Below are 25,979 nucleotides of genomic sequence, written 5' to 3' on the forward strand. Positions count from 1 at the left end.
CCTCCCTCAATGCACGCTGACGGGCGCGAGGTCGTGCTGGCGCGCCGCGATGAAGGCGAGGTCGCGCCGGGGCGCGAGGCCGATGCGGTTCCCCGCCTCGTCATGGATCGCATAGAGCGCCGCGGCGCCGGCCGCCTCGGGCGGCATCTCGTCGGGCCGCACCTGGCGGACATAGACGATCTTCTCGGCGCCGGGGGCGCTGGGGTTGAACCTGTCGGTCATGGTCGCCTCCTCCTCTGAGCGGGCGTTGGAAATTCAGTCGCGGCCGCCGATCCTGATCTTGCGGATCACGGTCTCGGGCTCGGCGCGGACGAGATCGACATGCAGGAGGCCGTTGGCGAGATTCGCCCCGGCTACCTCCACGCCGTCCGCAAGCACGAAGCTGCGCTGGAACTGCCGCGCGGCGATGCCCCGGTGGAGGAAGACCCTGCCCTCCGGCTCCGGCGCCTGCTTGCCGCGGATCACGAGCTGGCGGTCCTCCACCGTGATGGCGAGGTCGTCCTCCGCGAAGCCGGCGACGGCGAGGGTGATGCGATAGGCCGTCTCGCCGCGCTGCTCGATATTGTAGGGCGGATACCCGTCCCCCCCCGCCTTCTGCGTCCGCTCGACGAGGCGGTCGAGCTGTTCGAAGCCGAGAAGAAAGGGATGCTGGGCGAAGCTCATGCGGCTCATCTGTCACGGTCCTTGGTCAAGCGACGTGCGCGCGCGGGCCCTGAAGCGGCGCCCGCGCCCGATGAATATGTGGCCTCCCCCGCCGTCCTGCAAGCGGGCGGCGCTTCAGCGCCGGGCGAAGACCGCGCCGACGAGCGCGAGGGCGAGCGCGGCGGAGACGGCGCTGAGCGCCGCGCCCCAGGCCATGTCGATCGCCGTGAGCCGCCAGGTCCAGGGCGCGAGGGTGGCGAGGTTGGTCAGCTCGTAGGTTCCGTAGGCGACGAGGCCGAACCCGGCGGCCGGCGCCGCGACGGCGACGGGGCCGCGCCCCGAGCGGAAGGCGGGGGCGAGCACGAAGCCCAGCATCCCGGCCGGATAGAGGAGATAGAAGAGCAGCGCCGCATCGAGCCGCGGCTCCTCGATCAGGAGATCGCCGAGCGCCGCCTCGAATTCCGGCAGGATCAGCAGCGGGATGCCGACCATGTCGATCCCGAAGAAGATCAGCCCGAAGGCGAAATAGAGCGCGACGAGCGGCATGGTGGCCCTTTCCGGCGCGTCGCGCCTATTCGATGACGTCGCCGCCGCCGGCCTTGTTCTTCGCGGGGGCCTTCTTCTTCGCAGGGGCTTTCTTCTTCGCGGCCGGCTTCTTCGCCGCCGCCGGCTTCGCGGCGGCCTTCTTCGGCGCCGCCTTCCCCTTCGGGGCCTTCGCGGCGATCAGCGCCAGCGCCGCCTCCAGCGTCAGCGCGGCCGGGTCCTCGCCCTTCGGCACCGTTGCGTTGACCTTCTCCCACTTCACATAGGGCCCGTAGCGGCCTTCATAAAGGCTCACCTTGCCGCCCGAGGGATGCTCCCCGAGCTCGCGCAGCGGCGCGACGGCCGCGCCGCGCCCGCGGCCCGGATTGGCGCGCTTCTCCGCGATCAGCTCCACCGCCCGGTTCATGCCGATGGTGAAGACATCCTCCGCGTCCTTCAGGTTCGCATAGGTCTTGCCGTGGCGGACATAGGGGCCGAAGCGCCCGATGGCGGCCTCGATCGGCTCGCCGTCCTCGGGATGCGCGCCGACGATGCGCGGCAGCGAGAGGAGTTCGAGCGCGCGGGCGAGGCCCAGCGTCTCGGGCGCGAGGCCCTTCGGCAGGGAGGCGCGCTTCGGCTTTTCGTCCGAACCCGGGGCGGCCTCGCCAAGCTGCACATAGGGGCCGAAACGGCCGGATTTCAGCCAGACGTCGACGCCGTAAGGGTCCTGCCCCAGAACCCGCTCCTCGGCGCCGCCGTTCTCCTCGCCGCCGAGGGCGCGGGTGTAGCGGCATTCGGGATAGTTCGAGCAGCCGATGAAGGCCCCGCCCGAGCGCGCCGTGCGCATCGAGAGCCGCCCGACGCCGCAGGCGCGGCAGAGCCGCGGGTCGCTCCCGTCGCCCGGATCGGGGAAGAAATGCGGAGCGAGCACCTCGTTGATCGTTTCCAGCACCTCTCCGATGCGGAGGTCCTTCGTTTCCGCGAGGTCGCCCGAGAAATCCCGCCACCAGTCCGCGAGGATCGCCTTCCAGTTCGCTCGCCCGCCGGAGACGTCGTCCAGCTTCTCCTCCAGCGAGGCGGTGAAGTCGTAGTTCACGATCCGCTCGAAATAGTTCTCGAGGAAGGCGGTCACGAGCCGGCCCTTGTCCTCCGGGATGAGGCGGCCCTTGTCCTTCCGCACATAGTCCCGGTCCTGGATCGTGCCGAGGATCGAGGCGTAGGTGGACGGGCGGCCGATGCCAAGCTCCTCCATCCGCTTCACCAGCGTCGCCTCGGTGTAGCGCGGCGGCGGTTGGGTGAAGTGCTGCGTCGGCGTGACGGCGACCTGCTTCGCGGGCTCGCCGGCGACGATCTCGGGGAGGAGGCCCTCTTCCTCGTCCTCCGCGTCGTCCCGCCCCTCCTCGTAGACCTTGAGGAAGCCGTCGAATTTCAGCACCTGCCCGGTGGCGCGGAGGCCGGCCTCCCCGCCCGCGATCTCCACCGTCGTGCGTTCGAACCGCGCCGCCTCCATCTGGCTCGCCATCGTGCGCTTCCAGATCAGCTCGTAGAGCCTCGCCTGGTCGGGTTCGAGCCCGGAAATCTCCCCCGGCGCCGCGCTCATCGCGGTCGGGCGGATGCATTCATGCGCCTCCTGCGCGTTCTTCGCCTTGTTCTTGTAGACCCGCGGCTGGGGGGGAACATAGGAGGCGCCGTAGCGCCCGCCGATCTCCTCCCGCGTCATGGTCACGGCCTCCGGCGCCATGTCGATCCCGTCCGTCCGCATGTAGGTGATGCGCCCGGCCTCATAGAGCCGCTGCGCCGCGCGCATCGTCGCCTGCGCGCCCATGCCGAGCTTGCGGGAGGCTTCCTGCTGGAGCGTGGAGGTCATGAAGGGCGGGGCCGGGTTGCGCTGGCCGGGCTTCGCCTCGACGCTGAGGACCTTGAGCGCGGCGGCGCGGATCGCGGCGACGGCGGCCTTCGCCGCGGCCTCGTCGGCGAGGTCGAACCGGTCGAGCCGCTTGCCGCCGAGCGTCGTGAGCCGGGCCGTGAACCGGTCCCCCCGCGGCGTCTCCAGCTCCGCCTTCACGCTCCAGTATTCGCGGGCGCGGAACGCCTCGATCTCCATCTCCCGCTGCACGACGAGGCGGAGCGCGACGGATTGCACGCGGCCCGCCGATTTCGCGCCGGGCAGCTTCCGCCAGAGCACCGGAGAGAGGGTGAAGCCCACGAGATAGTCGAGCGCGCGGCGGGCGAGATAGGCCTCCACCAGCTCCATGTCGATCTCGCGCGGCTGGCGCATCGCCTCCGTCACGGCGGTCTTCGTGATCGCGTTGAAGACGACGCGCTGCACCGGCGCGTCTCCCTTCAGCGCCCGGCGCTTCCTGAGCGCCTCCATCAGATGCCAGGAAATCGCCTCGCCCTCCCGGTCCGGGTCGGTGGCGAGGATCAGCGCGGGGTCCGCTTTCAGCGCCTCCGCGATGGCGCGGACATGCGGCGCGGCCTTCGAATCGATCTCCCACACCATCTCGAATCCGTTCTCGGGGTCGACCGAGCCGTCCTTCGAGGGGAGGTCGCGGATATGGCCGTAGGAGGCGAGAACCTTGTAGTCGGGCCCGAGATACTTGTTGATGGTCTTGGCCTTGGCCGGGCTCTCGACAACGACGACAGGCATGAGGGCTCCGCGATTTCTTCGCTCCAAGGGCGCGGACCATGTGCGCGAGGAAGGGGCTTGTCAACGCGGCCTCCTGCCGGCGGGGCGGGCGGCGTCACTCCGCCGCGCGCGCCACCATGCCGCCGGAGAGCCGCTCGACCCGCCCGGCGAGTTCGAGTTCGAGGAGCGCCGCCGCGAGGGCGGAGGGCGCCGCGCCGAGGTCCCGCGCCAGCGCGTCGAGGTCCACCGCCGAGGGTCCGATCAGCTCGAAAAGACGCGCCGCGAGGTCCCCTCCCGGCTCCGGTTCGGGGAGCGCGGGCGGGGCGGGGCGGTCCCGCGCGGGGGAGAGGAGCCGCCGCGGCCCCTCCAGCGCCTCCAGCACGTCCTCCGCCGAACGGATCAGCGCGGCGCCCTGCCGGATGAGGCCGTTGCAGCCCTCCGCCCGCGGGTCGAGCGGCGAGCCGGGGACGGCCATCACCTCCCGCCCCTGTTCGAGCGCCATGCGCGCCGTGATGAGCGAGCCCGAGCGCACCGCCGCCTCGATCAGCACGGTCGCGGCGGAGAGGCCCGAGACGATGCGGTTGCGCCGGGGGAAATGCCGGGCGAGCGGCTGCATCCCCATCGGCGCCTCGGAAAGGAACAGCCCGCCCCCCTCCCGCATCCGGGCGGCGAGGGCGGCGTTCTGCTCGGGATAGATCACGTCCGCCCCGCCGGCCATGGCGGCGACGGTGCCCGCGCCCTCCACCGCCGCCGCATGGGCCGCCGCGTCGATCCCCCGCGCGAAGCCGGAGACGACGACGAAGCCGGCGGCGGAGAGCCCCTCGGCCAGCATCCCGGCCATGCGCCGCCCGAGGGTCGAGGCGTTCCGCGCGCCGATCACCGCGATGGCGGGCCGATGCGCAAGGGCCACGTCGCCGAGCGCCCAGAGGAAGGGCGGGGGGTCCGCGATCTCGGCCAGCGGGGCGGGATAGTCCTCCTCGAAGAGCCGCAGCATCACCGCCCCCGCCGCCTCGGCCCGCGCCATCTCCTCCCGCCCCTGCCGTTCGGAACAGGGCTGATAGGCGCGCTCGCCCCCTTTCGCGGCGAGGGAGGGCAGCGCCTCCAGCGCGCGCTCCGCGCTCCCGAAGCGCTCGATGAGGCGCGGGAAGGTCTGGGGGCCGACATTGCGGCTCCGGGCGAGGCGGAGCCAGGCGAGGGCGGCGTCGCTCACTTCTTGCCGATCCGCGGCTCCTCGCCGCGGAGGAGCCGGCCGACGTTCTCCCGGTGCATGACCCAGATGAGCGGAACGAGGATCGCCAGCGCCCAGAGCGCGCCGCCCGCCCCCGCGAGCCAGAGCCATGCGGGCGCCGTCAGCGTCATCAGCAGCGCGGCGAGGGAGGAGATGCGGAAGAGCGCGGCGAAACCGAGCCAGGAAAGAAGCCCGAGCGCCCCGGCGAGCGGCGCGAGCCCGAGGAGGACCCCGAGGAAGGTCGCCACCCCCTTGCCGCCCCGGAACCGGAGCCAGACCGGGAAGACATGGCCGAAAACGGCGCCGAGCGCGGCGAAGGCCGCCGCGCCCTCCCCCGCCAGCATCGAGGCCGCGAAGACGGGCGCCCAGCCCTTCGCCATGTCGAGCAGCAGCGTCGTCGCCGCCGCGGCCTTGTTCCCGGTGCGGAGCACGTTGGTCGCCCCGATATTGCCCGAGCCGACCTTGCGCAGATCGCCGAGCCCGAAGGCGCGGGCGGAGAGGACGCCGAAGGGGATCGAGCCGGAAAGGTAGCCGAGGGCGAGCCAGAGGAGGGCCGTGGAGGGGTCCGCGAAGGTCATGGTCTTGTTCTTTGCGCGCTTCCCGGGTTGGTGCGACGCGCAACACGAGCCGCAGCAGCCCGGCGGATCAGACCCGCGGCTGATCCGCCCGCGGCCGCGTCGGGCGTATACGCCCGACCCCGGCGGCCGCGAGTCCGCGCCCGCCGCGGCGACCGCGTGCGGATCTTCGACGATGGCTGCGGCTTGGCGCCCCTCGCCCTCCGGCCTTCGCCTCCGGGCGCTCGCCTGCGGGTCTCCACCGGAGACCCGCTTTCCGGGGCCGGACCCGCTGCGTTGAAGGTTTTCCTCCCCCCCTCACCCACGGCGGAACGCCTCCCGCCCGCCGACCCATGTCCGCACCGCCCGGCCCGTCATCAGCCGCCGGTCGAAGGGCGTGTTCTTGGATTTCGAGCGGAGCGAGAACCGGTCCAGCACGTAAGGAACCGAAGGATCGAAGAGCACGAGGTCCGCCGGCGCCCCCTTCGCGAGCCGCCCCCCCGGCAGGCCGAGCCGCCGCGCCGGGGCGAGCGAGAGCCGCTCGAAGAGCGCGGGCAGGCTCATCGCCCCGTCATGGAAGAGCTTCAGCGCCCCCGGCAGCAGCGTCTCCAGCCCCACGGCGCCATAGGCGGCGACCTCGAAGGGCTGGCGCTTCGATTCCTCGTCCTGCGGGCGGTGGGAGGAGCAGATGACGTCGATCAGCCCCTCCGCCACCGCCTCCGCGACGGCGGCGCGGTCCTCCTCCTCCCGGAGCGGCGGGTCGAGCTTGAAGAAGGTCGGGTAGTCCGCAAGGTCATGCTCGTTGAGCGTGAAATGATGGTGGCTGACGGCGGCGGAGACGTCGAGCCCCCGCTCCTTCGCCCGGCGCAGCGCCTCCAGCGCGCCCCGCGTCGTCACGAGGTCGGCGTGGTAGCGGGCGCCGGTGATCTCCACCAGCGCCATGTCCCGCTCCAGCATGATCCGCTCCGCGAAGGGGTGGACGCCGGGCAGGCCGAGCATGGAGGCGAAGAGGCTCTCCGTCACGCAGCCCTCCGCCGCCATCGCCGGGTCCTGCGGATGGTGGACGACGAGCGCGCCGAGCGAATGCGCATAGTCGAGGCAGTTGCGGAACACCGTCGGGTCCGAAACGGGGTGCGAGGCGTCGGTGAAGGCGAGCGCGCCGGCGTCCAGCAGGAAGCCGTATTCGGCCATCTCCCGCCCCTTCATGCCCTTGGTCAGCGCCGCCATCGGCGCGACGCGCACGGCGCTCGCCTTCTCCGCCCGGCGCATGGCGAATTCGAGCACGGCGGGGTCGTCCACCGGCGGGGCGGTGTCGGGCTGGACGCAGATCGTCGTCACCCCGCCCGCCGCCGCCGCCTCGCCCGCGCTCCGATAGCTCTCCTTGTGCCGCTCCCCCGGCTCGCCGACAAAGACGCGCATGTCCACGATGCCTGGCGCGAGCGGCAGGCCCCCGCAATCGACGAGCGCCGCGCCCTCGGGCAGGGCCGGCGCGGGGTCATGGCTCACATCCTCGATCAGCCCGTCCCGGATCAGGAGCGCGCCCGGCCCGTCCCGCCCCGTCGCCGGGTCGATCAGGCGCGCGTTGCGGAGGACGAGCGCGCTCACGCCGCGCCCCCCGGGATGTTGCGCGCCAGAAGGTCCAGCACCGCCATGCGGACGGCGACGCCCATCTCCACCTGCTCCTGGATCACCGAGCGGTTCGGGTCGTCCGCCACGTTCGGGTCGATCTCCACGCCCCGGTTCATCGGGCCGGGATGCATGACGATCGCATCCGGCTTCGCATGGGAGAGCTTTTCTTCATCGAGCCCGTAGCGGTGGAAATATTCGCGGCTGGAGGGGACGAAGGCGCCCTGCATCCGCTCCTGCTGGAGGCGGAGCATCATCACCACGTCCACGCCCTCCAGCCCCTTCCGCATGTCGTCGAACACCTCGACGCCCATCCGCCCGATCCCGTTCGGCAGCAGCGTCGGCGGCGCGATGACGCGGACCCGGTTCTCCATCCGGTTCAGCAGCACGATGTTGGAGCGGGCGACGCGGCTGTGGTTGATGTCCCCGCAGATCGCGACAGTGAGGCGGTGAAGCCGCCCCTTGTGCCGCCGGATCGTCAGCGCGTCGAGCAGGGCCTGGGTGGGGTGCTCGTGCCGCCCGTCGCCCGCATTGATGACCGAGCAATTGACCTTCTTCGCCAGCAGCGCCACCGCGCCGGAATGCTGGTGCCGCACCACGAGGATATCGGGGTGCATGGCGTTCAGCGTCACCGCCGTGTCGATCAGCGTCTCGCCCTTCTTCACGGAGGAGGAGGCGACGGACATGTTCATCACATCGGCGCCGAGCCGCTTGCCCGCCAGCTCGAAGCTCGCCTGGGTGCGGGTCGAGTTTTCGAAGAACATGTTGATCTGCGTCAGGCCCTTGAGGACGCTCTTCTTCTTGTCCCTCTGGCGGGAGAGGCCGACATAATCCTCCGCAAGGTCGAGGATGGAGAGAATGTCCGGCTGCGAAAGCCCTTCGATGCCGAGAAGATGGCGATGTGCGAACAAGGCGGGCTCCGGCTCTGGTCGCCCCGTCTTAGCGGCGGGGCCGGGGGGCGGCAAGCGGCCTTGATCCCGCGGCCCGTCGCGCCAGTTCCGCGCGCATGGCAAAGACCCTGATCCCCGTGCTGGGAGACCAGCTTTCGCTCTCGCTCTCCTCGCTTCGCGATGCGGACAAGGCCGCGAGCGTGATCCTCATGGCCGAGGTCGCGGCGGAGGCGGATTATGCGCAGCACCACCGCAAGAAGCTCGCCTTCGTCTTCTCCGCCATGCGCCATCACGCGGCGGCGCTGCGGGCGGAGGGATGGGAGGTCGATTACGTCCGGCTCGATGACGAGGCGAACGAAGGGAGCCTCGGCGCGGAGGCGGCGCGGGCGGCGAAGCGGCATGGCGCGGCGCGGCTCGTCGTCACGGAGCCGGGCGAGCACCGGCTCATGGCGGAGATGCGGGGCTGGGAAGCGGCGCTCGGTCTTCCCGTGGAGATCCGCGAGGATCACCGCTTCCTCGCCTCGCACGCCGATTTCGACGCCTGGGCGGAGGGGCGGAAGCAGCTCCGCATGGAGTATTTCTACCGCGAGATGCGGAAGAAGACCGGCCTCCTGATGGAGGGCGGCGCGCCCGCGGGCGGGCGCTGGAACTTCGACGCGGAAAACCGCAAGCCCGCCTCCGACGACCTCTTCATCCCCGAGGCCTTCGCCGCGGAGCCGGACGAGGAGACGGAGGCCGTCCTCGCCATGGTCGAACGCCGCTTCCCGGACCGGTTCGGGGACCTCCGCCCCTTCCGCTTCGCCGTGACGCGGGAAGGGGCGGAAGCGGCGCTCGACCACTTCATCGAGCATGCGCTGCCGCGATTCGGGGATCATCAGGACGCGATGCTGAACGGGCGGCCCTTCCTCTGGCATTCCGTCGTCAGCCTCTATCTCAACGCCGGCCTGCTCGACCCGCTCACGATCTGCCGCCGGGTGGAGGAGGCCTGGCGCGCCGGCGCCGCGCCGCTCAACGCCGCGGAGGGCTATATCCGGCAGATCATCGGCTGGCGCGAATTCGTGCGCGGGATCTACTGGCGCGAAGGGCCGGACTATCTCCGCCGCAACGCGCTTGGCGCCAAGCGCCCCCTCCCCGCCTTCTACTGGACGGGGGAGACCGAAATGGCCTGCCTGGCCGACGCGATCGGCCAGACGCGGCGGGAGGCTTACGCCCACCACATCCAGCGCCTGATGGTGACGGGCAATTTCGCGCTTCTGGCCGGGATCGACCCGCACGAGGTCCATGAATGGTATCTCGCCGTCTACGCCGACGCCTATGAATGGGTGGAGGCGCCGAACACGCTCGGCATGGCCCTCTTCGCAGACGGGGGCCTCCTCGCCTCGAAGCCCTACGCCGCCTCGGGCGCCTATATCGACCGGATGTCGGACCATTGCGGCCGCTGCCGCTTCGACGTGAAGGCGAAGACGGGGCCGAAGGCCTGCCCGTTCAACGCCCTCTACTGGGATTTCATCGCCCGGAACGAGAAGACGCTGCGCGGCAACCCCCGCCTCGGGCCGGTCTATTCCACCTGGGGCCGGATGAAGCCCGAAGCGCGCGACGCGCTGCGGGCGAGCGCGGCGCGGTTTCTCGCTTCGTTGTGAGGGGCGGCTCCGGCGCGGCCGGCATTCGCGTCAGGGCGGAGCGCCTGACAAATCCGACCGAGCGGCCCCTCGACGCCGATATGCCGCTGCCCCGCCGCGCTCGTCGTTGAGACCTTCCACCCTGCCCGAAGGCCGCTCCGGCGCCGCCTGCGCCGCGTACCCTTGCGCCCGCGTCGCCGGCTTCAGCGCCGCCGGCGGATACTCCATCGCCGTTCGGGCGGCCCGGCATGCCCGGACGACCCGCGCGGCCTGCGCCATAGCGTCCACCATTCAGGCGCTCCTCGCCTCGCGCGGCGTCGTCCCGCGCCGGCATCGCGACGCCTGACGAAGATCGGCCCGCGTCGTGCGCGACGGGCGTGATCCTGAAGCCCCGATCCGAAATTTTCTTCCCATGACTAAACATTTACAAGTCTCGTTATGTCGAAATGAACCGTCGTCGTGAGACAGCCCCCAAAACTTTGGAGGTTCTGCATGAAGAAGACGGCGAAACTGGTGTCGCATGTCTTGGCCCTCGCGCTGTTTGCATCGAGCGGCCTTAACGCAAGCGTGGACGCGGCGGAGCCGGCGGCCTCGCAGGGCGATCATGTCTGGATTCTGACGGCGACCGCGCTGGTTCTCTTCATGCAGGCGGGGTTCATGCTGCTCGAATGCGGCATGGTGCGCTCGAAGACGACGATCAACGTCGCCATGAAGAACGTGCTGGATTTCCTGCTCGCCGCGATGATGTTCTGGCTGATCGGCTTCATGCTGATGTTCGGCCCGACGATCGGCGGCCTCTTCGGCTTCGGCGGCGGCATGGCGGCCGCGGACCGGCCTTCGACCTACGACCTGCTCTTCCTCTGCTTCCAGATCACCTTCGTCGGCACGGCGGCGACCATCGTCTCGGGCGCCGTGTCCGAGCGCATGACATTCGCCGGCTACGCGCTCATGGTCGCGGCGCTCAGCGCCGTTATCTATCCGGTGTTCGGGCACTGGGCGTGGGGCTCGGCGCTCGTCGGCGGCGAGCCGACGCTGCTCGCATCGATCGGCTTCATGGACTTCGCCGGCTCGACCGTCGTCCATTCCGTCGGCGCCTGGGCCGCGCTCGCCGCGCTCGTCGTGCTCGGGCCTCGTCTCGGGCGTTTCAAGCCTTCGGGCGAGGTGCAGGAGATGCCGGGCCACAATCCGGTGCTCAGCGGCTGCGGCGCGCTCATCATCATGGTCGGCTGGATCGGGTTCAACGGCGGCTCGGCGCTCGCCTTCAGCGACGCGGTTCCGCAGATCGTCGCCAACACGCTGCTCGCCGGGGCCGCGGGCGGAATCGCGGGGATGGGCTTCGGCCGGTTCCGGGACGGGCGGGTGATGAAGTTCGACCGCATCGTCAACGGCCTTCTCGGCGGCCTCGTCGCCATCACGGCCGGGTGCGACGTGGTCGGGCTCCAGGGCGCGGTCGCGATCGGCGCCCTTGGCGGGCTCGTCGCGCAGGTCGCGAATGACTGGCTTCTCCATCGCGCGCGGATCGACGATGTCGTCGGCGCCATCGGCGTCCACGGCGTCGCCGGCATGACCGGGACCCTGCTCGTCGCGGTCTTCGCGCCCGTGGAAAGCCTCGCGGCGGGGGGGCGCCTCGCGCAGCTTGGCGCCCAGGCCGCCGGCGTCGCCCTTTGCGCCGTCTGGGCGTTCGGGACCGTCTATGCGGCGCTCAAGGTCATCGGGCTCATTGTTCCGCTCCGCGTCTCCGCCGATGAAGAGGATGTCGGGCTGAACACGGCGGAGCATGGCGTCACGCTCGGCACCGGGCATGTGCAGCAGATGCTGTCCACGATGCTCGCGAACGAGGGGCTCGAGCCGGAACTCGTCGCCGTCGAGCCCGGAGACGAGGCCGGCGAACTGGCGGAGCTCTTCAACCGTCTGCTTCTCAGCATGCGGGCCCGCAACGCCAGAACCGCGATGGAGGCGCGCCTCCGTCACGAGCGGCTCCGCGCCCGGAAGCAGACGGATGACGAGGTCGTCGCGGAAATCAACCAGATCATCGCCCAGGCCACGGAAGGGGCGTTCCACGGCCGCCTCGATCTCGGACGGGCGAATGGGGTTCTGGCCACGGTCTGCGCCGGTTTCAACCAGCTTCTCGACGTGATGGACGGCGTGACCGTGGATCTCGCCAGCGCGATGGAGCGTCTCGCGAACGGCGACCTGAAGACGGAGATGCCGAACCGGGGCGCAGGCGCCTTCGCGGCGATCTCCGCGAACTACAACGGGTCGATCCGCCGGCTCCGCGCGAAGGAGGAAGAATCCGGCGCCGTGCTCGGCGCCATGTCGAGCGAGGCCCGCTCCGTCACCGGGGATGCGTCCTCCGCCATCGAGGCGATCGAGCGCGCCTCGCGCGAGGCCGTCTCCATCGTCTCGGTCATCGACGAGATCGCGCGGAAGACGACGCTCCTCGCCTTCAACGCCTCCATCGAGGCGGCGCGGGCGGGCGGGCACGGCGCCGCCTTCGGGGTGGTCGCGAAGGAGGTGCGCACCCTTGCGACCCGGGTGCGCGAGGCCACCGATCAGGTCGGCGTCGCCATGGACGCGAACGCCTCGCAGGCCGCCCTGGCCTCCGCCGCGGTCGGCAAGGTCACGTCGACCCTGAACAGGATCGAGGCGGAACTGCTGTCCCTGATCGACCGCGAGGAAGCGATCAGCAAGGTCGCCTGAAGGGTTTGGCCGGACCGCGCGGCCGCACCTGGGGCAAGGCGCAGGAGCATGGCGCGCCGCCATAAGCCATTCTGGCGGCGTCGCCTCACGCCAAAGGGCCGTGGAACGCCCGGAACACTGGAAGTGGTGCCGCAGAAGGGACTCGAACCCCCGACCCCATCATTACGAATGACGTGCTCTACCAGCTGAGCTACTGCGGCGTGCGGCGGGGGATAGCCGCGGGCGCGCGGGAATGCAAGCGCTGCGTCGCGCCGCTCACTCCCTTTCGGCGGGCGCGTTCGGCGTGGTCTCGGGCGCCCAGCCGGCCGCCCGCGACTTGATCGCGGCGATGCGGTCCGCCGTCGGCGGGTGGCTCTGCAGCCAGGCGACGCCGGCCCCCGCGCCCGGCGTGAGGCGGGAGAGTTTCTCGAACATCGAGATCTGCGGCGCCGTGCCGAGCCCGGCCTTCACCATCAGCGCGGAGGCGTATTCGTCCGCCTCGAACTCGTCGCGGCGGGAAAGCCCGGTCATCACCAGCGTCGCGAGGAAATTGGCGATGTAATAGCCGATCACCGGGATGAACCGGCTGAGGATCATGCCGAGCGCCATCTTCGCCGCGTTCTGCCCCGTCCAGTCGATCATCCGCCGCTTCGCATGGCCGCGCGCCACATGGCCGAGCTCGTGCGCGATGACGGAGCCGATCTCGGCGGCGGTGAACTGCCCCTTCTTGTAGCGGTCGAAGAGGCCCGAGGTGATGAAGATGCGCCCGTCCGGCGCGGCGAGCCCGTTCACCGCCTCCATCGCGTAGAGATTGGCCTGCAGATGGTCGATGCCCACCTGCCGCCCGAGCCGCCGCACCACGGCTTCGAGCGCCGGGTCGTCGATCGGGCAGGATTTCGAATCGAGCTCGGACTTCATCCGGCTCATCGCAAGGCGCCACATGACCCAGCCCCAGAGGGCCGCGAGCAGAACGGGGAGGAGGAGTTTCGCCATGCCCGGAATATGGGGCTGCGGGGCGCCTTTGTCACGCCCTCCGGCGAAGGCGGCGCGAGCGGCGCTGAAACAATCGATCACGGATAATTATCAACGATATCAATGCGCCGAGGCGGATAACCATGGTTATGCCTCTGAATGCCGCCGCCTCAGCCCCCTCAGGCCTCCCACGCGACGGGGAGCGAGAGCGGGCCGCGGAAGGCCCAGCCGTGGAATCGCGTCTCCCCCGCCAGCCTCAGGCCCGGCAGTCTTTCGAAGAGCCGCGGCAGCGCGACCCCGGCGACGAGCGCCTTCGAGGCCCAGGCCCCGGCGCAGAAATGCGGCCCCGCGCCGAAGGCGATATGGGCCGAGGCGTCCCGCGTCAGGTCGAACCGCTCGGGCTCGTCGAAATGGTCCGGGTCCCGGTTCGCGGCGCCGAACATGAAGAAGACGCGCTCGCCGGGCTCGAACCCCACCCCCTCCACCGCGCAGCGCTCCGCCACCCGCCGCGGGCTCATCCCGATGGGGGACATCCAGCGGACGTATTCGGCGAAGGCCTGGTCCCATCCCACCTCGCCGCCGAGAACCTTCGCAAGCTGGTCCGGATGCGCCAGCAGCGCCCATACCGCCCCGGCGATCGCGTCCCGCGGCTCGTTCTGTCCGCCGGAGATGGTCAGCTTGATGTTGGCCCGGATCCGCTCCGTCGCCGCCCCGGCTTCCTGCAGCACGGCGAGGATCGAATGCGCCGGCGCCGCGCCCGCCATCCGGTCGATATGCGCGTCGATGAGCGCCGTGCCCTCGTGGCAGCGCGCCTCCACCGCCGGGTCGCCGACATAATTGGCGCAGCCGTCGATCATCGCCTGGCTGGAGAAGTCCAGCTCCTCCGCCGTCATCGAGAGAAGCCCGGTGATCGCCCGGAGCGCGTCGCCCGAGAGCGGCATCGCATAATCCCGGCAGAGCTCCGCCCGCCCCTTCGGCGCGAGCCCGGCGAGGATGCGCGCCGCATCCGCCTCGAACGTCGCGGTCCAGACATCCCGCACCGTGCGGGGGGAAAGGGCGGGGAAGATCTGCCTCCGCTCGGAAAGATGCGGCTCCCCGTCCCGCCGCATCATGTTCTCCCCCATCAGCACCGTCATCAGCCCGCCGGGCTGGGTGGAGGAAAAGAGGTCGATCCGCTTCTCGTATTCGAAGATATGGTCCCGCCGGGTGAAGAGCGTGGCGTTCAGTTGCGGGACGAAGGCGACCGGCGCCCGCTCCTGCATCGCCTTGAGGTCCGGGTAAGGGTCCGCCGCGAAGCGGGCGTGGTCGATCTCCCAGACCGGCGCCGTGGACATCTCAGCCCCCGAACGCCTTGCCGAGCGGTTCGAGCCGCAACCCCTTCGGCAGCCGCCGCCACGGCAGGCTCGCCGGGCTCACCGGCATCGGCCCCGGCGCCGCGGCGGTGAGGATCGCCTCCGCCACGGGCGCGAAATCGGCCCGGAAATGGACGGAGGACTTCACGCAAAGGATGCGCATCGCCAGCGGGTCGACGCCGACCTGCCGGAACATGGCGAGGTCCGCCATCTGCGCCTTGGCCGAGGCGACGACGATGGCGAGCCCGTCCAGCATCAGCCGCGCGGAGGGGCCCATCGCCACTTCCTGCCCGCCATGGAACGGGCCGGGGCAGACGAAGCGGCCGTCGGAAAGCGCCGCCACCTCGTATTCGGCTTCGAGCGGCGCGTCCCCGGGAATCCCGGATTTCGCGCCGAGGGCGAGGCGGATGCGCGCGCCCGCCCCCGCCGCATGGGCCGCCGCCGCCGCCGCCGGGTCAAAGATCGAGCCGATCGCGGCCCGCTCCACCCCGCGGAGGGCGCGGACCATGCCCATCGTGTCGCTGTCCCCGCCCGCGCCGGGATTGTCCTGCGTGTCCGCGATCACGACGGGGCGGGTGCGATGGAGCCGCAACGCCTCCGCCACCGCCTCGCCGGGCGTGAAGACGCGCCCCGCGAAATCCGGCTCCGCGGCCTCCACCATCCCCATCAGCCGCGCCGCCAGCGCCTCCGCCGCAGGCCCGTAGGCGAGCGCCGTCGCCCCGCATTCCGGGAAGTCGGCGGCGGGGAAGCCCATGTTGAGGCTCATCGGCCAATCGCCTTCCATCGCCTCCATCGCGGAATAGAGGCCGCGCGCCGGTTCCATGTCCGTCGATTGCCAGGCGATGGGGAGGAGGAAGGGCGCGCGCGCCATCGCCTTCGCCGGCCGCGGCCCGCCCTTCATCAGCGCGCCGAGCGCGCGGGCGGCGCGGGCGCCCGTCTCCCGCATGTCCACATGCGGATAGGTGCGGTAGGAGACGAGCATGTCCGCCTCCGCCACCATCCGCGCCGTGACGTTGGCATGGAGGTCGAGCGAGGAGACGACGGGAACGCCGGGCCCCACGAGCGCGCGGACGCGGGCGAGGATCTCCCCCTCCCCGTCGTCGTGATGATCCGTCACCATCGCGCCGTGGAGGTCGAGATAGACGCCGTGGACGGGCAGGGCGGCCTTCAGCCGGTCCAGCATCTTCCCCGTGATCGTCTCGAACGCCTCCTCCGAGACATGGGCGGAGGGGGAGGCGGCGGACCAGAGGAGCGGAACCGCCTCCCATCCCTCCGCCTCGGCATGGGCGAGCGCGCCCGCGAAGCCCTGGTTCACGCCGCGAAGGCGGGCGACCGCATCCTCCCCCTCGAAGAGCCCGCCTGCGCCGCCGCCGGAGACGAAACGCTCCAGCGTGGCGGGGGAGGGCGCGAAGGTGTTCGTCTCGTGCAGGAAGCCGCCGATGGCGATGCGGAGGGGCGCGCTCACAGCTTCACCAGCCCGCACCAGTCCGCGATGAAGAGCGCGATGGCCTCCGTGCATTTCCTCATCGATTCAAGTTCCACCCTCTCGTCGAACCCGTGAATGTTCTCCGCCTTCGGCCCCCAGCAGAGCGCGGGCATGCCGTAATAGAGGCCATAGAATCGCGTGTCCGTCAGCGCCGTCATCGTCCTGTCGGGCGGCTTCGACCCGCCGAAGACCTTGCGATAGGCCCCGGCGAAGACCTGCTCCGGCTCGTCCGCGTCCTCCAGGATCCAGCCCTCGGCGAGAAAGCCGTTCCAGATCACCTCCGGCGGATTGTCGCGCAGGAACGGATGGCCGGATGCGGCCTGCGAGACGCAGGCGCGAATCTCCGCCTGCGCGTCCTCGATCTTCGTTCCGGGCAGAATGCCGATCCGGCAATCCACGTCGCACCAGGCCGGGACGGAGGAAGCCCAGTCCCCGCCCGCGATCACGCCGGGGTTGAAATTGAGCGGATGGTCGAGATCGGCGTAGACGGGGTGCGACTTCGCCCGCTCGTTCCACTCCGCTTCGAGCCCGCGCAGGTTCTCGATCACGCTCATCGCCGCGAGGATGGCGTTGGAGCCCTCGCCCGCGACGGCGACATGGGTGGGCCGCCCCCGCACCCGGAGGCGGAACCAGATCACGCCGACCTGCGCGCGCGTCATGCGGAAATCGGTGGGCTCCGGGATCAGCACGCAATCGGCGCGATAGCCCCGCGCGCAGGCGGAAAGCGCGCCGAGCCCCGTGCTTTCCTCCTCGATCACCGATTGCAGATGCACCGTCGCCGCGGGCCGGTATCCGGCGGCGCGGATCGCGTCGAGCGCGAAGAGCGCGGCGACGAGCCCCGCCTTCATGTCCCCCGCCCCGCGGCCATGCATCCAGCCGTCCTTCACCACGGGCTCGAAGGGCGGCGTCGTCCACATCTCGCGCGGGCCGGCGGGCACCACGTCCACATGGCCTTGCAGGATCAGCGACTTTCCCTCGGACGAATCGGGGCGGAGCGAGCCGACGACCGTGCGCGCGCGCGAAAAATCGTGCATCACCGGGCCAAACCCGCGGAGCGGTTTCAGCTCCTCCGGGTCGATCGTCCACTCGTCCACGGCGAAGCCGCGCTTCCGCATCGCGGCGGCCATGTAGTCCTGCGCCGGCGCCTCTTCCCCCCTTGTGGAGGGGATCGCGACGAGATCGGCCAGAAAGCGCGTCTCCGCCTCGAACCCTGCGGCCACCGCCGCGCGGATCGCCGCCTCGGGCGCCTCATCAAGCATCATCCCGCCTCCGATTTCGGCGCCGCCCTGCGGCGCTTCGCTCCGTGTCCGGACAAGTGTTGACAAGGGTTGAGCCCGGGGCGCAAGCTTTTTGAACATGTGAAGCGCGCGCGCCGCGAACCGCGGAATGACGCCGCCACGACCTACAGGAGAGAGGTTGCCGATGACCGTCCATTCGTTCCGAAACCGCGCCTTCCGCGCCGCCGCGCTGCCGGCGCTCGCGGCGCTCGGCCTCGCGCTCGCCGCGCCGATGGCGGATGCGCAGACGCTCCGCGCCGTCAAGCACTCGGCGCTCCGCGTGCTCGACCCGATCATGACCACCGCCTACATGAGCCGGAACCACGGCTACATGATCTTCGACACGCTCGTCGCCATGGATTCGGACTTCAACGTCCAGCCGCAGATGGCGTCCTGGGAGGTGTCCGAGGACAAGCTGACCTACCGCTTCACGCTCCGCGACGGCCTCGTCTTCCATGACGGCGCGCCGGTCACCTCCGCGGACGTGATCGCCTCCCTGAAGCGCTGGGGCGAGCGGGACGGGATGGGCCAGAAGCTGATGACCTTCGTCGCCGACATGCAGCCTGACGGCGACGCTGTGATGGTGATGACGCTGAAGGAGCCCTACGGCCTCGTGCTCGACAGCCTCGCGAAGCCCTCCTCCAACGTGCCCTTCATCATGCCGGCCCGGATCGCCTCGACGCCGTCGACCGAGCCGATCCCCGAGCAGATCGGCTCCGGCCCGTTCAAGTGGAACGCCGACGAGTTCCAGCCCGGCGTCGTCGCCGTCTACGAGAAGTTCGAGGGCTATGTCCCCCGCTCCGAGCCGTCGAGCTGGGCCGCCGGCGGCAAGGTCGTGAACGTCGACCGGGTCGAATGGGTGGTGATGCCTGACGACCAGACCAAGCTCGCCGCCCTCCAGTCGGGCGAGATCGACTACTGGGAGGATGTGCCGGCCGACCTTCTGCCCATCGTGCAGGCGACGCCGGACGTCGAGACGCGCATCCTCAACAAGATGGGGCTTCAGACGATCTTCCGGCCCAACCATCTCCACCCGCCGTTCACCGACAAGAAGGTGCGGCAGGCGGCGATGCTGGCGATCGCGCAGAAGGACGTGCTGGACGCCCTCATCGGCAATCCCGACCTCTACCAGACCTGCGCCGCGATGTTCGTCTGCGGCACGCCGCTCGAAACGGAAGTCGGCGGGGTCGATGTGCGCGACGGGACGGGCATGGAGAAGGCCCGCGCCCTCCTGAAGGAATCGGGCTATGACGGCACGCCCGTCGTCTTCATGCACCCGACCGACGTCTCGACGCTGCGGGCGCAGCCCGTCGTCGTCGCGCAGGCGCTGCGCGACGCCGGCTTCACCGTCGACCTGCAGGCGATGGACTGGCAGACGCTCGTCGGCCGCCGCGCGAGCCAGGAGCCGCCGGCGAATGGCGGCTGGAACGCCTTCATCACCAACTGGGTGGGCGCCGACGTCTTCAACCCGATCACCAACAACATGGTGAACGGCAAGGGCCCGCAGGGCGGCTGGTTCGGCTGGCCGCAGATGGACGTGGCGGAGAAGCTTCGCGATGACTTCGCCCGCGCCGGATCGCTGGAGGAGAAGCAGAAGATCGCGAGCGACCTTCAGGCCTTCGCCTATGAGGAGGTGATGTATGTGCCGCTCGGGCAGTACAACGTGACCACCGCCTGGGCCTCCTCGGTCGAAGGCGTGCTGGACGGCCCGGCGCCGTTCTTCTGGAACATCTCCAAGTCGGAGTGATCCTGACGGGCCGGCCGCGCGCGTCGCGGCCGGCCCCTTTCTTTCCGGAGGGGCCCGATGGGCGGTTACATTCTGGGCCGGATCCTCGCCGCGATTCCGGTCATGGGCTTCGTCGCCCTCTTCGTCTTCCTGCTCCTGCGGCTGACGCCGGGCGACCCCGCGGCGATCATCGCGGGCGATGCGGCCACGCAGGAGGAGCTCGAGCGGATCCGGATCAGCCTCGGCCTGAACGAGCCGTTGCATGTCCAGTTCCTCACGTGGATCGGCAATCTTCTCCAGGGCGATTTCGGCAAGTCGATCCTTTCCGGCAAGCCTGTCACGGAGCTGATCGCCGCGCGGCTTGAGCCGACGATCTCCCTCGCGCTCACCACCATCACCCTCTCCATCATCATCGCGGTGCCGCTCGGCGTCGTCGCGGCGTGGAAGCAGGGCACGCTGATCGACCGTTTCGTGATGGCGCTCTCCGTCCTCGGCTTCTCCGTGCCGATCTTCGTGATCGGCTACGTGATGATCTCCGTCTTCGCGCTCGACCTGAAATGGCTGCCCGTGCAGGGCTTCAAGCCGATCGGGGAGGGGTTCTGGCCCTTCGCGGAGCGGATCGCCCTGCCGACGCTGACGCTCACGCTGCTCTACATCGCGCTCATCGCGCGCATCACCCGCACCTCGATGCTTGAAATCCTCGGGGAGGATTATGTCCGCACCGCGCACGCCAAGGGGCTGAAGGAGCGGCAGGTGCTGATGCGCCACGCGCTCCGCAACTGCGCCGTGCCCATCGTGACCGTGATCGGCATCGGCTTCGCGCTCATCATCTCGGGCGTGGTCGTGACGGAAAGCGTGTTCAACCTGCCCGGCATCGGCCGGCTCACCGTGGACGCGGTGCTGGCGCGGGACTACCCGGTGATCCAGGCCGTCATCCTCCTCGCCTCCCTCATCTATGTGGTGATCAATCTCGTCATCGACATTCTCTACGTCTTCCTGGACCCGAGGATCAGATACGCATGAGCACGGAAACCATCGACGCCGCGCCGGCTCGTCCGCCCCGGTTCGCCGCGTTCCGGCGCATCTTCGCCGGCAGCCCGCTGGTGACCGGCGCCTCGATCCTGCTCCTGCTGATCGTGATCGCCGCGCTCCTCGCGCCGCTCCTCGCCCCGCATGACCCGATGCGGCTTTCGCCCGCGACCCGGCTGAAGCCGCCCTCGGACGAGTTCCTGCTGGGGACGGACGCGTTCGGGCGCGACCTTTTCAGCCGCGTGATCTACGGCGCGCGGATCAGCCTCGTCGTCGGCATCGGCGCCGCCGTGGCCGCGGTGTTCCTCGGCCTCGTGGTCGGTCTCGCCGCCGGCTTCTTCCGCCGGCTCGACGCGGTGCTGATGCGGATCGTGGACGGGCTCATGGCGATCCCCAACATCCTGCTCGCCATCGCCATCGTCGCGCTCTCGGGCGCCTCGCTCTGGACGGTGCTGGTGGCTATCACGATTCCGGAGGTTCCGCGCGTCGTCCGCCTCGTGCGCTCCGTCGTCCTCTCGGCGCGGGAGGAGCCCTATGTTGAGGCGGCCATCGCCGCCGGCTCCTCGACCTGGCGCATCCTGGTGCGCCATCTCCTGCCCAACACGGTCGCGCCGCTGATCGTGCAGGGGACCTATATCTGCGCCTCCGCGATCCTCGTGGAGGCGATCCTCTCCTTCCTCGGCGCCGGCATCAGCCCGGAAATCCCGACCTGGGGGAACATCATGGCGGAGGGCCGCATCTACTTCCAGATCAACCCCGGCATCATCCTCTGGCCGGGCCTCGTCGTCTCCATCACCATCCTCGCCATCAACCTCGTCGGCGACGCGGTGCGGGACGCGCTGGACCCGCGGATGGCCAAGCGGGGGATCGACCGGTGAGCGCTTCGAAGGACGGGGCGCTGCTCGACATCCGCAATCTCCGCATCGCGCTGAACGGGGACCCGGCGGCGGAGGTGGTGAAGGGCCTCACGCTCTCCATCAAGCCCGGCGAGACGATGTGCCTCGTCGGCGAATCCGGCTCCGGCAAGTCGCTCACCGCGCTGGCGACGATGGGCCTGCTGCCCCCCGCGCTGAAGCCGACGGGCGGCGAGATCCTCCTGAAGGGGGAAAACGTGCTGGACGCGACGCCGGCGCGGCTCCGGCATCTCCGCGCCACGTCGATGTCGATGATCTTCCAGGAGCCGATGACGGCGCTCAACCCCGTCCACCGCGTCGGGCCGCAGATCGCCGAGGTGCTGGAGGCGCATGCCAGCCTCTCCGCCGCGGAGACGCGGGCGAAGGTCATCGCCATGATGGAGGAGGTGCACCTGCCGGAGCCGGAACGGCTCTACAATTCCTTCCCGCACCAGCTTTCGGGCGGGCAGCGGCAGCGCATCATGATCGCGATGGCGCTCGTCCTCCGCCCGCAGCTCCTCATCGCGGACGAGCCGACCACCGCGCTCGACGTGACGACGCAGAAGCAGATCCTCGCCCTCATCCGCGAATTGCGGGAGACGACGGGCGCCGCCGTGCTCTTCATCACGCATGACATGGGCGTGGTGGCCGAGATCGCGGACGAGGTGACGGTGCTGCGCCTCGGCGAGGTGGAGGAGACGCGGCCGGTGATGGACCTCCTCCGCACCCCGCGCACCGACTACAGCCGCCGCCTCCTCATGGCCGTGCCGAGCCTCATCCCCCGCGCCCCGCGCCCGGCGGAGCGGAGCGCGCCCACGGCTCTGGAGACGACCGGCCTCGGCAAGACCTATTCCTCCACCGCATGGTTCGGGAAGGGGCGGGAGGTGATCGCGGCGCAGGGCGTGGACCTTTCGCTGAAGCGGGGGCGGACCCTCGGCATCGTCGGCGAATCCGGCTCCGGCAAGTCCACCGTCGCCCGCTGCATCGTGCGGCTCATCGACCCGACCGAGGGCTCCATCCGCATCTCCGGGCAGGAGGTCGCGACGCTCTCGCAAAGGGCGCTGAAGCCGCATCGCCGCCGCGTGCAGATCGTCTTTCAGGACCCGTTCCGCTCCCTCAACCCGCGCATCGAGGTGGGCGAGTCGATCATCGAGGGGCCGACCAATTTCGGCGTATCCCGCGCCGACGCGATGAAGCGGGCGCAGGAGCTGCTGGAGCTCGTCGGCCTGCCGCGCACGGCGATAGACCGCTATCCGCACCAGTTCTCCGGCGGGCAGCGCCAGCGCATCGCCATCGCCCGCGCGCTGGCGATGGACCCGGACCTCTTGGTGGCGGACGAAGCCGTCTCCGCGCTCGACGTTTCCGTGCAGGCCCAGGTGCTCGACCTTCTGGCGGAGATTCAGGAGCGGCTCGGCGTCGGCCTCCTCTTCATCACCCACGATCTCCGCGTCGCGGCGCAGATCTGCGACGACGTGATGGTGATGCAGCGCGGCCGCGTCGTCGAATACGGCCCGGCCGCAGAAGTGCTCGGCGCGCCGAAGACCGAGTATACCAAGGACCTGATCGAGGCCGCGCCGGGGCGTGACTGGGACTTTGCGCATTTCCGCCCGATCTCGGAAAGCGCCGCCTGAGAGGACCATGATGAAGATCGCCGACCTGCCCTTCGATGCGGAGTCCATGCTCGCCGGGCTCCGCCCCTGGATCGAGTGCGAAAGCCCGACCTTCGACGCCGCCGCCGTGAACCGGATGATGGACGTCGCGAGCCGCGACCTCGCGCTGATGGGCGCCCTCGTCGAACGCGTGCCGGGGCGGATGGGGCGGGGCGACTGCGTGCGCGCCCGCCTGCCGCATCCCCGGCAGGGCGAGCCCGGCATCCTCGTCATGGCCCATCTCGACACGGTGCATCCCGTCGGGACGATCAATGTCCTCCCCTTCCGGCGGGAGGGGGACCGCGCCTGGGGCCCCGGCCTCTGCGACATGAAGGGCGGAACCTATCTCTCTTTCGAGGCGCTCCGCGTCCTCGCCCGCATCGGCGTCGCGACGAAGCTCCCAGTCACCATCCTCCTGACCAGCGACGAGGAGATCGGCAGCCCCTCCACCCGCGACCTGATCGAGGCGGAGGCGTCTCGGCACCGCTACATCCTCGTCCCCGAGCCGGGGCTGAAGGACGGCGGCATGACGACGGGCCGCTACGCCATCGCCCGGTTCGACCTCGCGACCGTCGGCAAGCCCAGCCATGCCGGCGCGCGGCTGGCGGACGGCCGCTCCGCGATCCGGGAGATGTGCCGCAAGATCATCGAGATCGAGGCGATGACGACGGAGGATTGCACCTTCTCGGTCGGCGTCCTCCATGCCGGGCAATGGGTCAACTGCGTCTCCTCCCGCGCCGTGGCCGAGGCGCTCTCCATGGCCAAGCGGCAGGAGGATCTCGACGCCGGCGTGGCGAAGATGCTTGCCCTCAACGCGCCGGATGCCGAGGTCGCCTTCGAGGTCAGGCGCGGCGTCACCCGCCCCGTCTGGGAGCCGGGGGAGGGGACGCTCGCGCTCTTCGAGATGGCGAAGGGCTTCGCCGCCGAACTCGGGATCGAGGCCTGGCGGCAATCCTCAGGCGGCGGGTCGGACGGCAACTTCACCGGCGCGATGGGCCTCGCGACGCTGGACGGGCTCGGCGTCGAGGGCGCCGGCATCCACACGCTCGACGAGCACATCCATGTGCCGACCCTCGTGAGCCGGGGGAAGGTCATGGCCGGGCTGCTGGCGACGCTGGAATAGGTCGAAAGTCCATCCGGCCGGGCTGAAGCGCCGCGCTCCCCCCTCTTCCCCTGGCCCGTGCGTCCAGCACGGGCCGCGGCCTCCCTCCCCCCAAGGGAGGCCGCATTGCGACGTCTCAAGACGTTCAATCGTTCAAGTTCCTGTCGACATAAATCACAAGGATCAATCGCTCCGAAGCGCCCTCCCGAGCGAGGCCGCGGCCCTCCACGCTCCGTTCGCAAGGCGGCCGGCCTCGTCGGATCGGCCGTTACGTCAGGAATTCAGCCCCAGCCTTCCCATCCCGCAACGGCCCGCTTCGTCGTGAGCCGCCGCCACCTCCGTTCGAGAAACGGCCGGAGCCGCCCCGCATCCATCCCGGCAAGCCGGCCGAGGACGATCTCGTAGTCCCGGTAATGCGGCGTGAGGAAAAAGACCTCCGGCTCCGCCGCGATCAGCGTCTCCCGCTCCTCCGCCGGAACGTCGAGCAGGACGAGGCTCTCCCCGTCCTCCCGAAGCCGCAGGAGGAGCTTCCCCCGCACCTTGAGCGCCGGCGTCCCGTAGGACGTCCCCGTCTCTACCCCGGGCAGCAGCAACCCGAGCGCCGCCGCCTCTTCCCAGGTCATCGCGACGCCCCCGAAAGAAAAAGGGCGCCGCCGGTCTCCCGGCGGCGCCCCTCTCCGGGCCCGCAGGCCCGAATGGTCATTCCATCGCCTTGACGATGTCCTCGGTCATCTTCTTCGCGTCGCCGAGCAGCATCATCGTCTGGTCGAAATGGAAGAGCGGGTTCTCGACGCCGGCATAGCCGGAGGCCATCGACCGCTTCACGAACAGCACCGTCTTCGCCTTCTCGACGTCGAGGATGGGCATCCCCGCGATGGGCGATTTCGGGTCGGTCTTGGCGGAGGGGTTCGTCACGTCGTTCGCGCCGATCACATAGGCGACGTCGGCCCGCGCGAATTCCGAGTTGATGTCCTCCAGCTCGAAGACCTCGTCATAGGGCACGTTCGCCTCGGCCAGCAGCACGTTCATGTGGCCCGGCATGCGGCCGGCGACGGGGTGGATCGCGTATTTCACGTCCACGCCATGCGCCTTCAGCTTGTCGCCCATCTCGCGGAGCGCATGCTGCGCCTGCGCCACCGCCATGCCGTAGCCCGGCACGATGATGACGGAGCCGGCGTTCTGCATGATGAAGGCGGCGTCGTCCGCCGAGCCCTTCTTGAAGGGCTTCTGCTCGCCGCCGCCCGAAGCCGCCGTCGCATCCTCGCCGCCGAAGCCGCCGAGGATGACGGAGATGAAGCTCCGGTTCATGCCCTTGCACATGATGTAGCTGAGGATCGCGCCGGAGGAGCCGACGAGCGCCCCGGTTATGATCAGCGCCATGTTGCCGAGCGTGAAGCCGATGCCCGCCGCCGCCCAGCCCGAATAGGAGTTGAGCATCGAGACGACCACCGGCATGTCAGCCCCGCCGATCGGGATGATGAGCGTCACGCCGAGGATCAGCGCCACGATGGTGATGAGCCAGAAGAGCGTGGTGGACTGCGTGGTGACGAGCAGGATCACCATCACGACGAGCGCGCCGCCAAGGAGGATGTTGAGGAGATGCCGCTGCGGCAGCATGATCGGCGCGCCAGACATGCGGCCGTCCAGCTTCGCGAAGGCGATCACGGAGCCCGAGAAGGTGATCGCGCCGATGGCGACGCCGAGGCTCATCTCCACGATGGAGGCGGTGTAGATCGCCCCGACCTCGCCGATTCCGTAGGCTTCCGGCGAATAGAACGCGCCCGCCGCCACGAAGACGGCGGCGAGGCCGACGAGAGAGTGAAAGGCCGCGACGAGTTGCGGCATCTTCGTCATCTCGATCCGCTTCGCGATCGTCGCGCCCGCCCCGCCGCCCACGGCGAAGCCGAGGAGGAGGAGCAGGAAGCCGGCGGCGCCGACCGGCGGATAGGCGATCAGCGTCGTGCCGACGGCGATCGCCATGCCGATCATGCCGTAGCGGTTGCCCTGCCGGGATGTCGTCGGGTGGCTGAGGCCCCGGAGCGCGAGGATGAAGAGCACCCCCGCGACGAGGTAGGCGAATGCTGCGAAATTGGCCATCTCCGCC

The 25,979-nt window shown here is 70.1% G+C and carries 21 protein-coding genes and 1 tRNA gene; 7 read left to right on the plus strand and 15 right to left on the minus strand.

Annotated features, from left to right (window positions below):
- Positions 1-6: 6 nt before the first annotated feature.
- From ACE37J_RS01710 to ACE37J_RS01745, 8 genes are all read right to left on the minus strand, one after another.
- Complete coding sequence (locus ACE37J_RS01710; RefSeq protein WP_409706056.1) at positions 7-222, minus strand: DUF1150 family protein; 216 nt, start codon at positions 220-222, stop codon at positions 7-9.
- A gap of 33 nt (positions 223-255) precedes the next feature.
- Positions 256-672, minus strand: coding sequence for an Hsp20 family protein (locus tag ACE37J_RS01715; protein ID WP_409706059.1), 417 nt, complete (start codon positions 670-672; stop codon positions 256-258).
- 105 nt (positions 673-777) lie between these two features.
- The gene (locus ACE37J_RS01720; RefSeq protein ID WP_409706062.1) at positions 778-1,188 is read right to left on the minus strand and encodes a DUF2177 family protein; all 411 of its coding nucleotides are present in this window, start codon (positions 1,186-1,188) and stop codon (positions 778-780) included.
- Positions 1,189-1,213: 25 nt separating this feature from the next.
- Positions 1,214-3,814: a type I DNA topoisomerase gene (gene topA / locus ACE37J_RS01725; protein ID WP_409706065.1), complete on the minus strand. Its 2,601-nt coding sequence runs from the start codon at positions 3,812-3,814 to the stop codon at positions 1,214-1,216.
- Positions 3,815-3,908: 94 nt separating this feature from the next.
- Complete coding sequence (dprA, locus tag ACE37J_RS01730; protein ID WP_409706068.1) at positions 3,909-5,003, minus strand: DNA-processing protein DprA; 1,095 nt, start codon at positions 5,001-5,003, stop codon at positions 3,909-3,911.
- Positions 5,000-5,599, minus strand: a complete 600-nt coding sequence (gene plsY / locus ACE37J_RS01735; RefSeq protein WP_409706071.1) for a glycerol-3-phosphate 1-O-acyltransferase PlsY — start codon at positions 5,597-5,599, stop codon at positions 5,000-5,002. The genes dprA and plsY overlap by 4 nt, the downstream gene beginning before the upstream one ends.
- A gap of 294 nt (positions 5,600-5,893) precedes the next feature.
- Positions 5,894-7,180, minus strand: coding sequence for a dihydroorotase (gene pyrC / locus ACE37J_RS01740; RefSeq protein WP_409706074.1), 1,287 nt, complete (start codon positions 7,178-7,180; stop codon positions 5,894-5,896).
- On the minus strand, positions 7,177-8,112 hold the full coding sequence (locus tag ACE37J_RS01745; RefSeq protein ID WP_409706077.1) for an aspartate carbamoyltransferase catalytic subunit: 936 nt from the start codon (positions 8,110-8,112) through the stop codon (positions 7,177-7,179). The genes pyrC and ACE37J_RS01745 overlap by 4 nt, the downstream gene beginning before the upstream one ends.
- Before the next feature lie 95 nt (positions 8,113-8,207).
- On the opposite strand from ACE37J_RS01745, the gene ACE37J_RS01750 reads away from it, so the two are divergent.
- Entirely contained in the window at positions 8,208-9,731 is a 1,524-nt protein-coding gene (locus ACE37J_RS01750) for a cryptochrome/photolyase family protein (protein WP_409706080.1), read from the plus strand.
- A gap of 471 nt (positions 9,732-10,202) precedes the next feature.
- Positions 10,203-12,410 (plus strand): ammonium transporter, encoded by a 2,208-nt coding sequence (gene amt / locus ACE37J_RS01755; RefSeq protein WP_409706083.1) that lies wholly within the window; start codon positions 10,203-10,205, stop codon positions 12,408-12,410.
- 124 nt (positions 12,411-12,534) lie between these two features.
- On the opposite strand, the gene ACE37J_RS01760 is transcribed toward amt, so the two are convergent.
- The 5 genes from ACE37J_RS01760 to ACE37J_RS01780 form a co-directional block, all read right to left on the minus strand.
- Positions 12,535-12,610, minus strand: a tRNA-Thr gene (locus ACE37J_RS01760).
- A gap of 55 nt (positions 12,611-12,665) precedes the next feature.
- Complete coding sequence (locus ACE37J_RS01765; RefSeq protein ID WP_409706087.1) at positions 12,666-13,382, minus strand: M48 family metallopeptidase; 717 nt, start codon at positions 13,380-13,382, stop codon at positions 12,666-12,668.
- A gap of 158 nt (positions 13,383-13,540) precedes the next feature.
- Positions 13,541-14,695, minus strand: a complete 1,155-nt coding sequence (locus ACE37J_RS01770) for a cytochrome P450 (protein ID WP_409706089.1) — start codon at positions 14,693-14,695, stop codon at positions 13,541-13,543.
- A 1-nt stretch (position 14,696) separates the two neighbouring features.
- The gene (locus tag ACE37J_RS01775) at positions 14,697-16,178 is read right to left on the minus strand and encodes a M81 family metallopeptidase (protein WP_409706092.1); all 1,482 of its coding nucleotides are present in this window, start codon (positions 16,176-16,178) and stop codon (positions 14,697-14,699) included.
- Positions 16,175-17,461 (minus strand): ArgE/DapE family deacylase, encoded by a 1,287-nt coding sequence (locus tag ACE37J_RS01780; RefSeq protein ID WP_409706095.1) that lies wholly within the window; start codon positions 17,459-17,461, stop codon positions 16,175-16,177. The genes ACE37J_RS01775 and ACE37J_RS01780 overlap by 4 nt, the downstream gene beginning before the upstream one ends.
- Before the next feature lie 160 nt (positions 17,462-17,621).
- Between ACE37J_RS01780 and ACE37J_RS01785 the strand changes: the two genes are divergently transcribed.
- From ACE37J_RS01785 to ACE37J_RS01805, 5 genes are read left to right on the plus strand one after another with little or no spacing between them, the layout of a single operon-like run.
- Positions 17,622-19,223 (plus strand): ABC transporter substrate-binding protein, encoded by a 1,602-nt coding sequence (locus ACE37J_RS01785; RefSeq protein WP_409706099.1) that lies wholly within the window; start codon positions 17,622-17,624, stop codon positions 19,221-19,223.
- A gap of 57 nt (positions 19,224-19,280) precedes the next feature.
- Entirely contained in the window at positions 19,281-20,225 is a 945-nt protein-coding gene (locus ACE37J_RS01790) for an ABC transporter permease (RefSeq protein ID WP_409706102.1), read from the plus strand.
- Positions 20,222-21,109 (plus strand): ABC transporter permease, encoded by an 888-nt coding sequence (locus ACE37J_RS01795; RefSeq protein ID WP_409706106.1) that lies wholly within the window; start codon positions 20,222-20,224, stop codon positions 21,107-21,109. Before ACE37J_RS01790 ends, ACE37J_RS01795 begins: the two co-directional genes overlap by 4 nt.
- Positions 21,106-22,755 (plus strand): ABC transporter ATP-binding protein, encoded by a 1,650-nt coding sequence (locus tag ACE37J_RS01800; RefSeq protein WP_409706109.1) that lies wholly within the window; start codon positions 21,106-21,108, stop codon positions 22,753-22,755. The genes ACE37J_RS01795 and ACE37J_RS01800 overlap by 4 nt, the downstream gene beginning before the upstream one ends.
- A gap of 7 nt (positions 22,756-22,762) precedes the next feature.
- Positions 22,763-23,896 carry a M20/M25/M40 family metallo-hydrolase gene (locus ACE37J_RS01805; protein ID WP_409706112.1) on the plus strand — a complete coding sequence of 378 codons (1,134 nt, stop codon included), beginning with the start codon at positions 22,763-22,765 and terminating at the stop codon, positions 23,894-23,896.
- A gap of 260 nt (positions 23,897-24,156) precedes the next feature.
- On the opposite strand, the gene ACE37J_RS01810 is transcribed toward ACE37J_RS01805, so the two are convergent.
- Both ACE37J_RS01810 and ACE37J_RS01815 read right to left on the minus strand, forming a co-directional pair.
- The gene (locus ACE37J_RS01810; protein ID WP_409706115.1) at positions 24,157-24,498 is read right to left on the minus strand and encodes an MmcQ/YjbR family DNA-binding protein; all 342 of its coding nucleotides are present in this window, start codon (positions 24,496-24,498) and stop codon (positions 24,157-24,159) included.
- A 76-nt stretch (positions 24,499-24,574) separates the two neighbouring features.
- Entirely contained in the window at positions 24,575-25,972 is a 1,398-nt protein-coding gene (locus ACE37J_RS01815; RefSeq protein WP_409706118.1) for an NAD(P)(+) transhydrogenase (Re/Si-specific) subunit beta, read from the minus strand.
- Between the last annotated feature and the right edge of the window lie 7 nt (positions 25,973-25,979).

The sequence above is a fragment of the Pikeienuella sp. genome (genome assembly GCF_046290545.1).
Taxonomy (GTDB): Bacteria; Pseudomonadota; Alphaproteobacteria; order Rhodobacterales; family Rhodobacteraceae; genus Pikeienuella.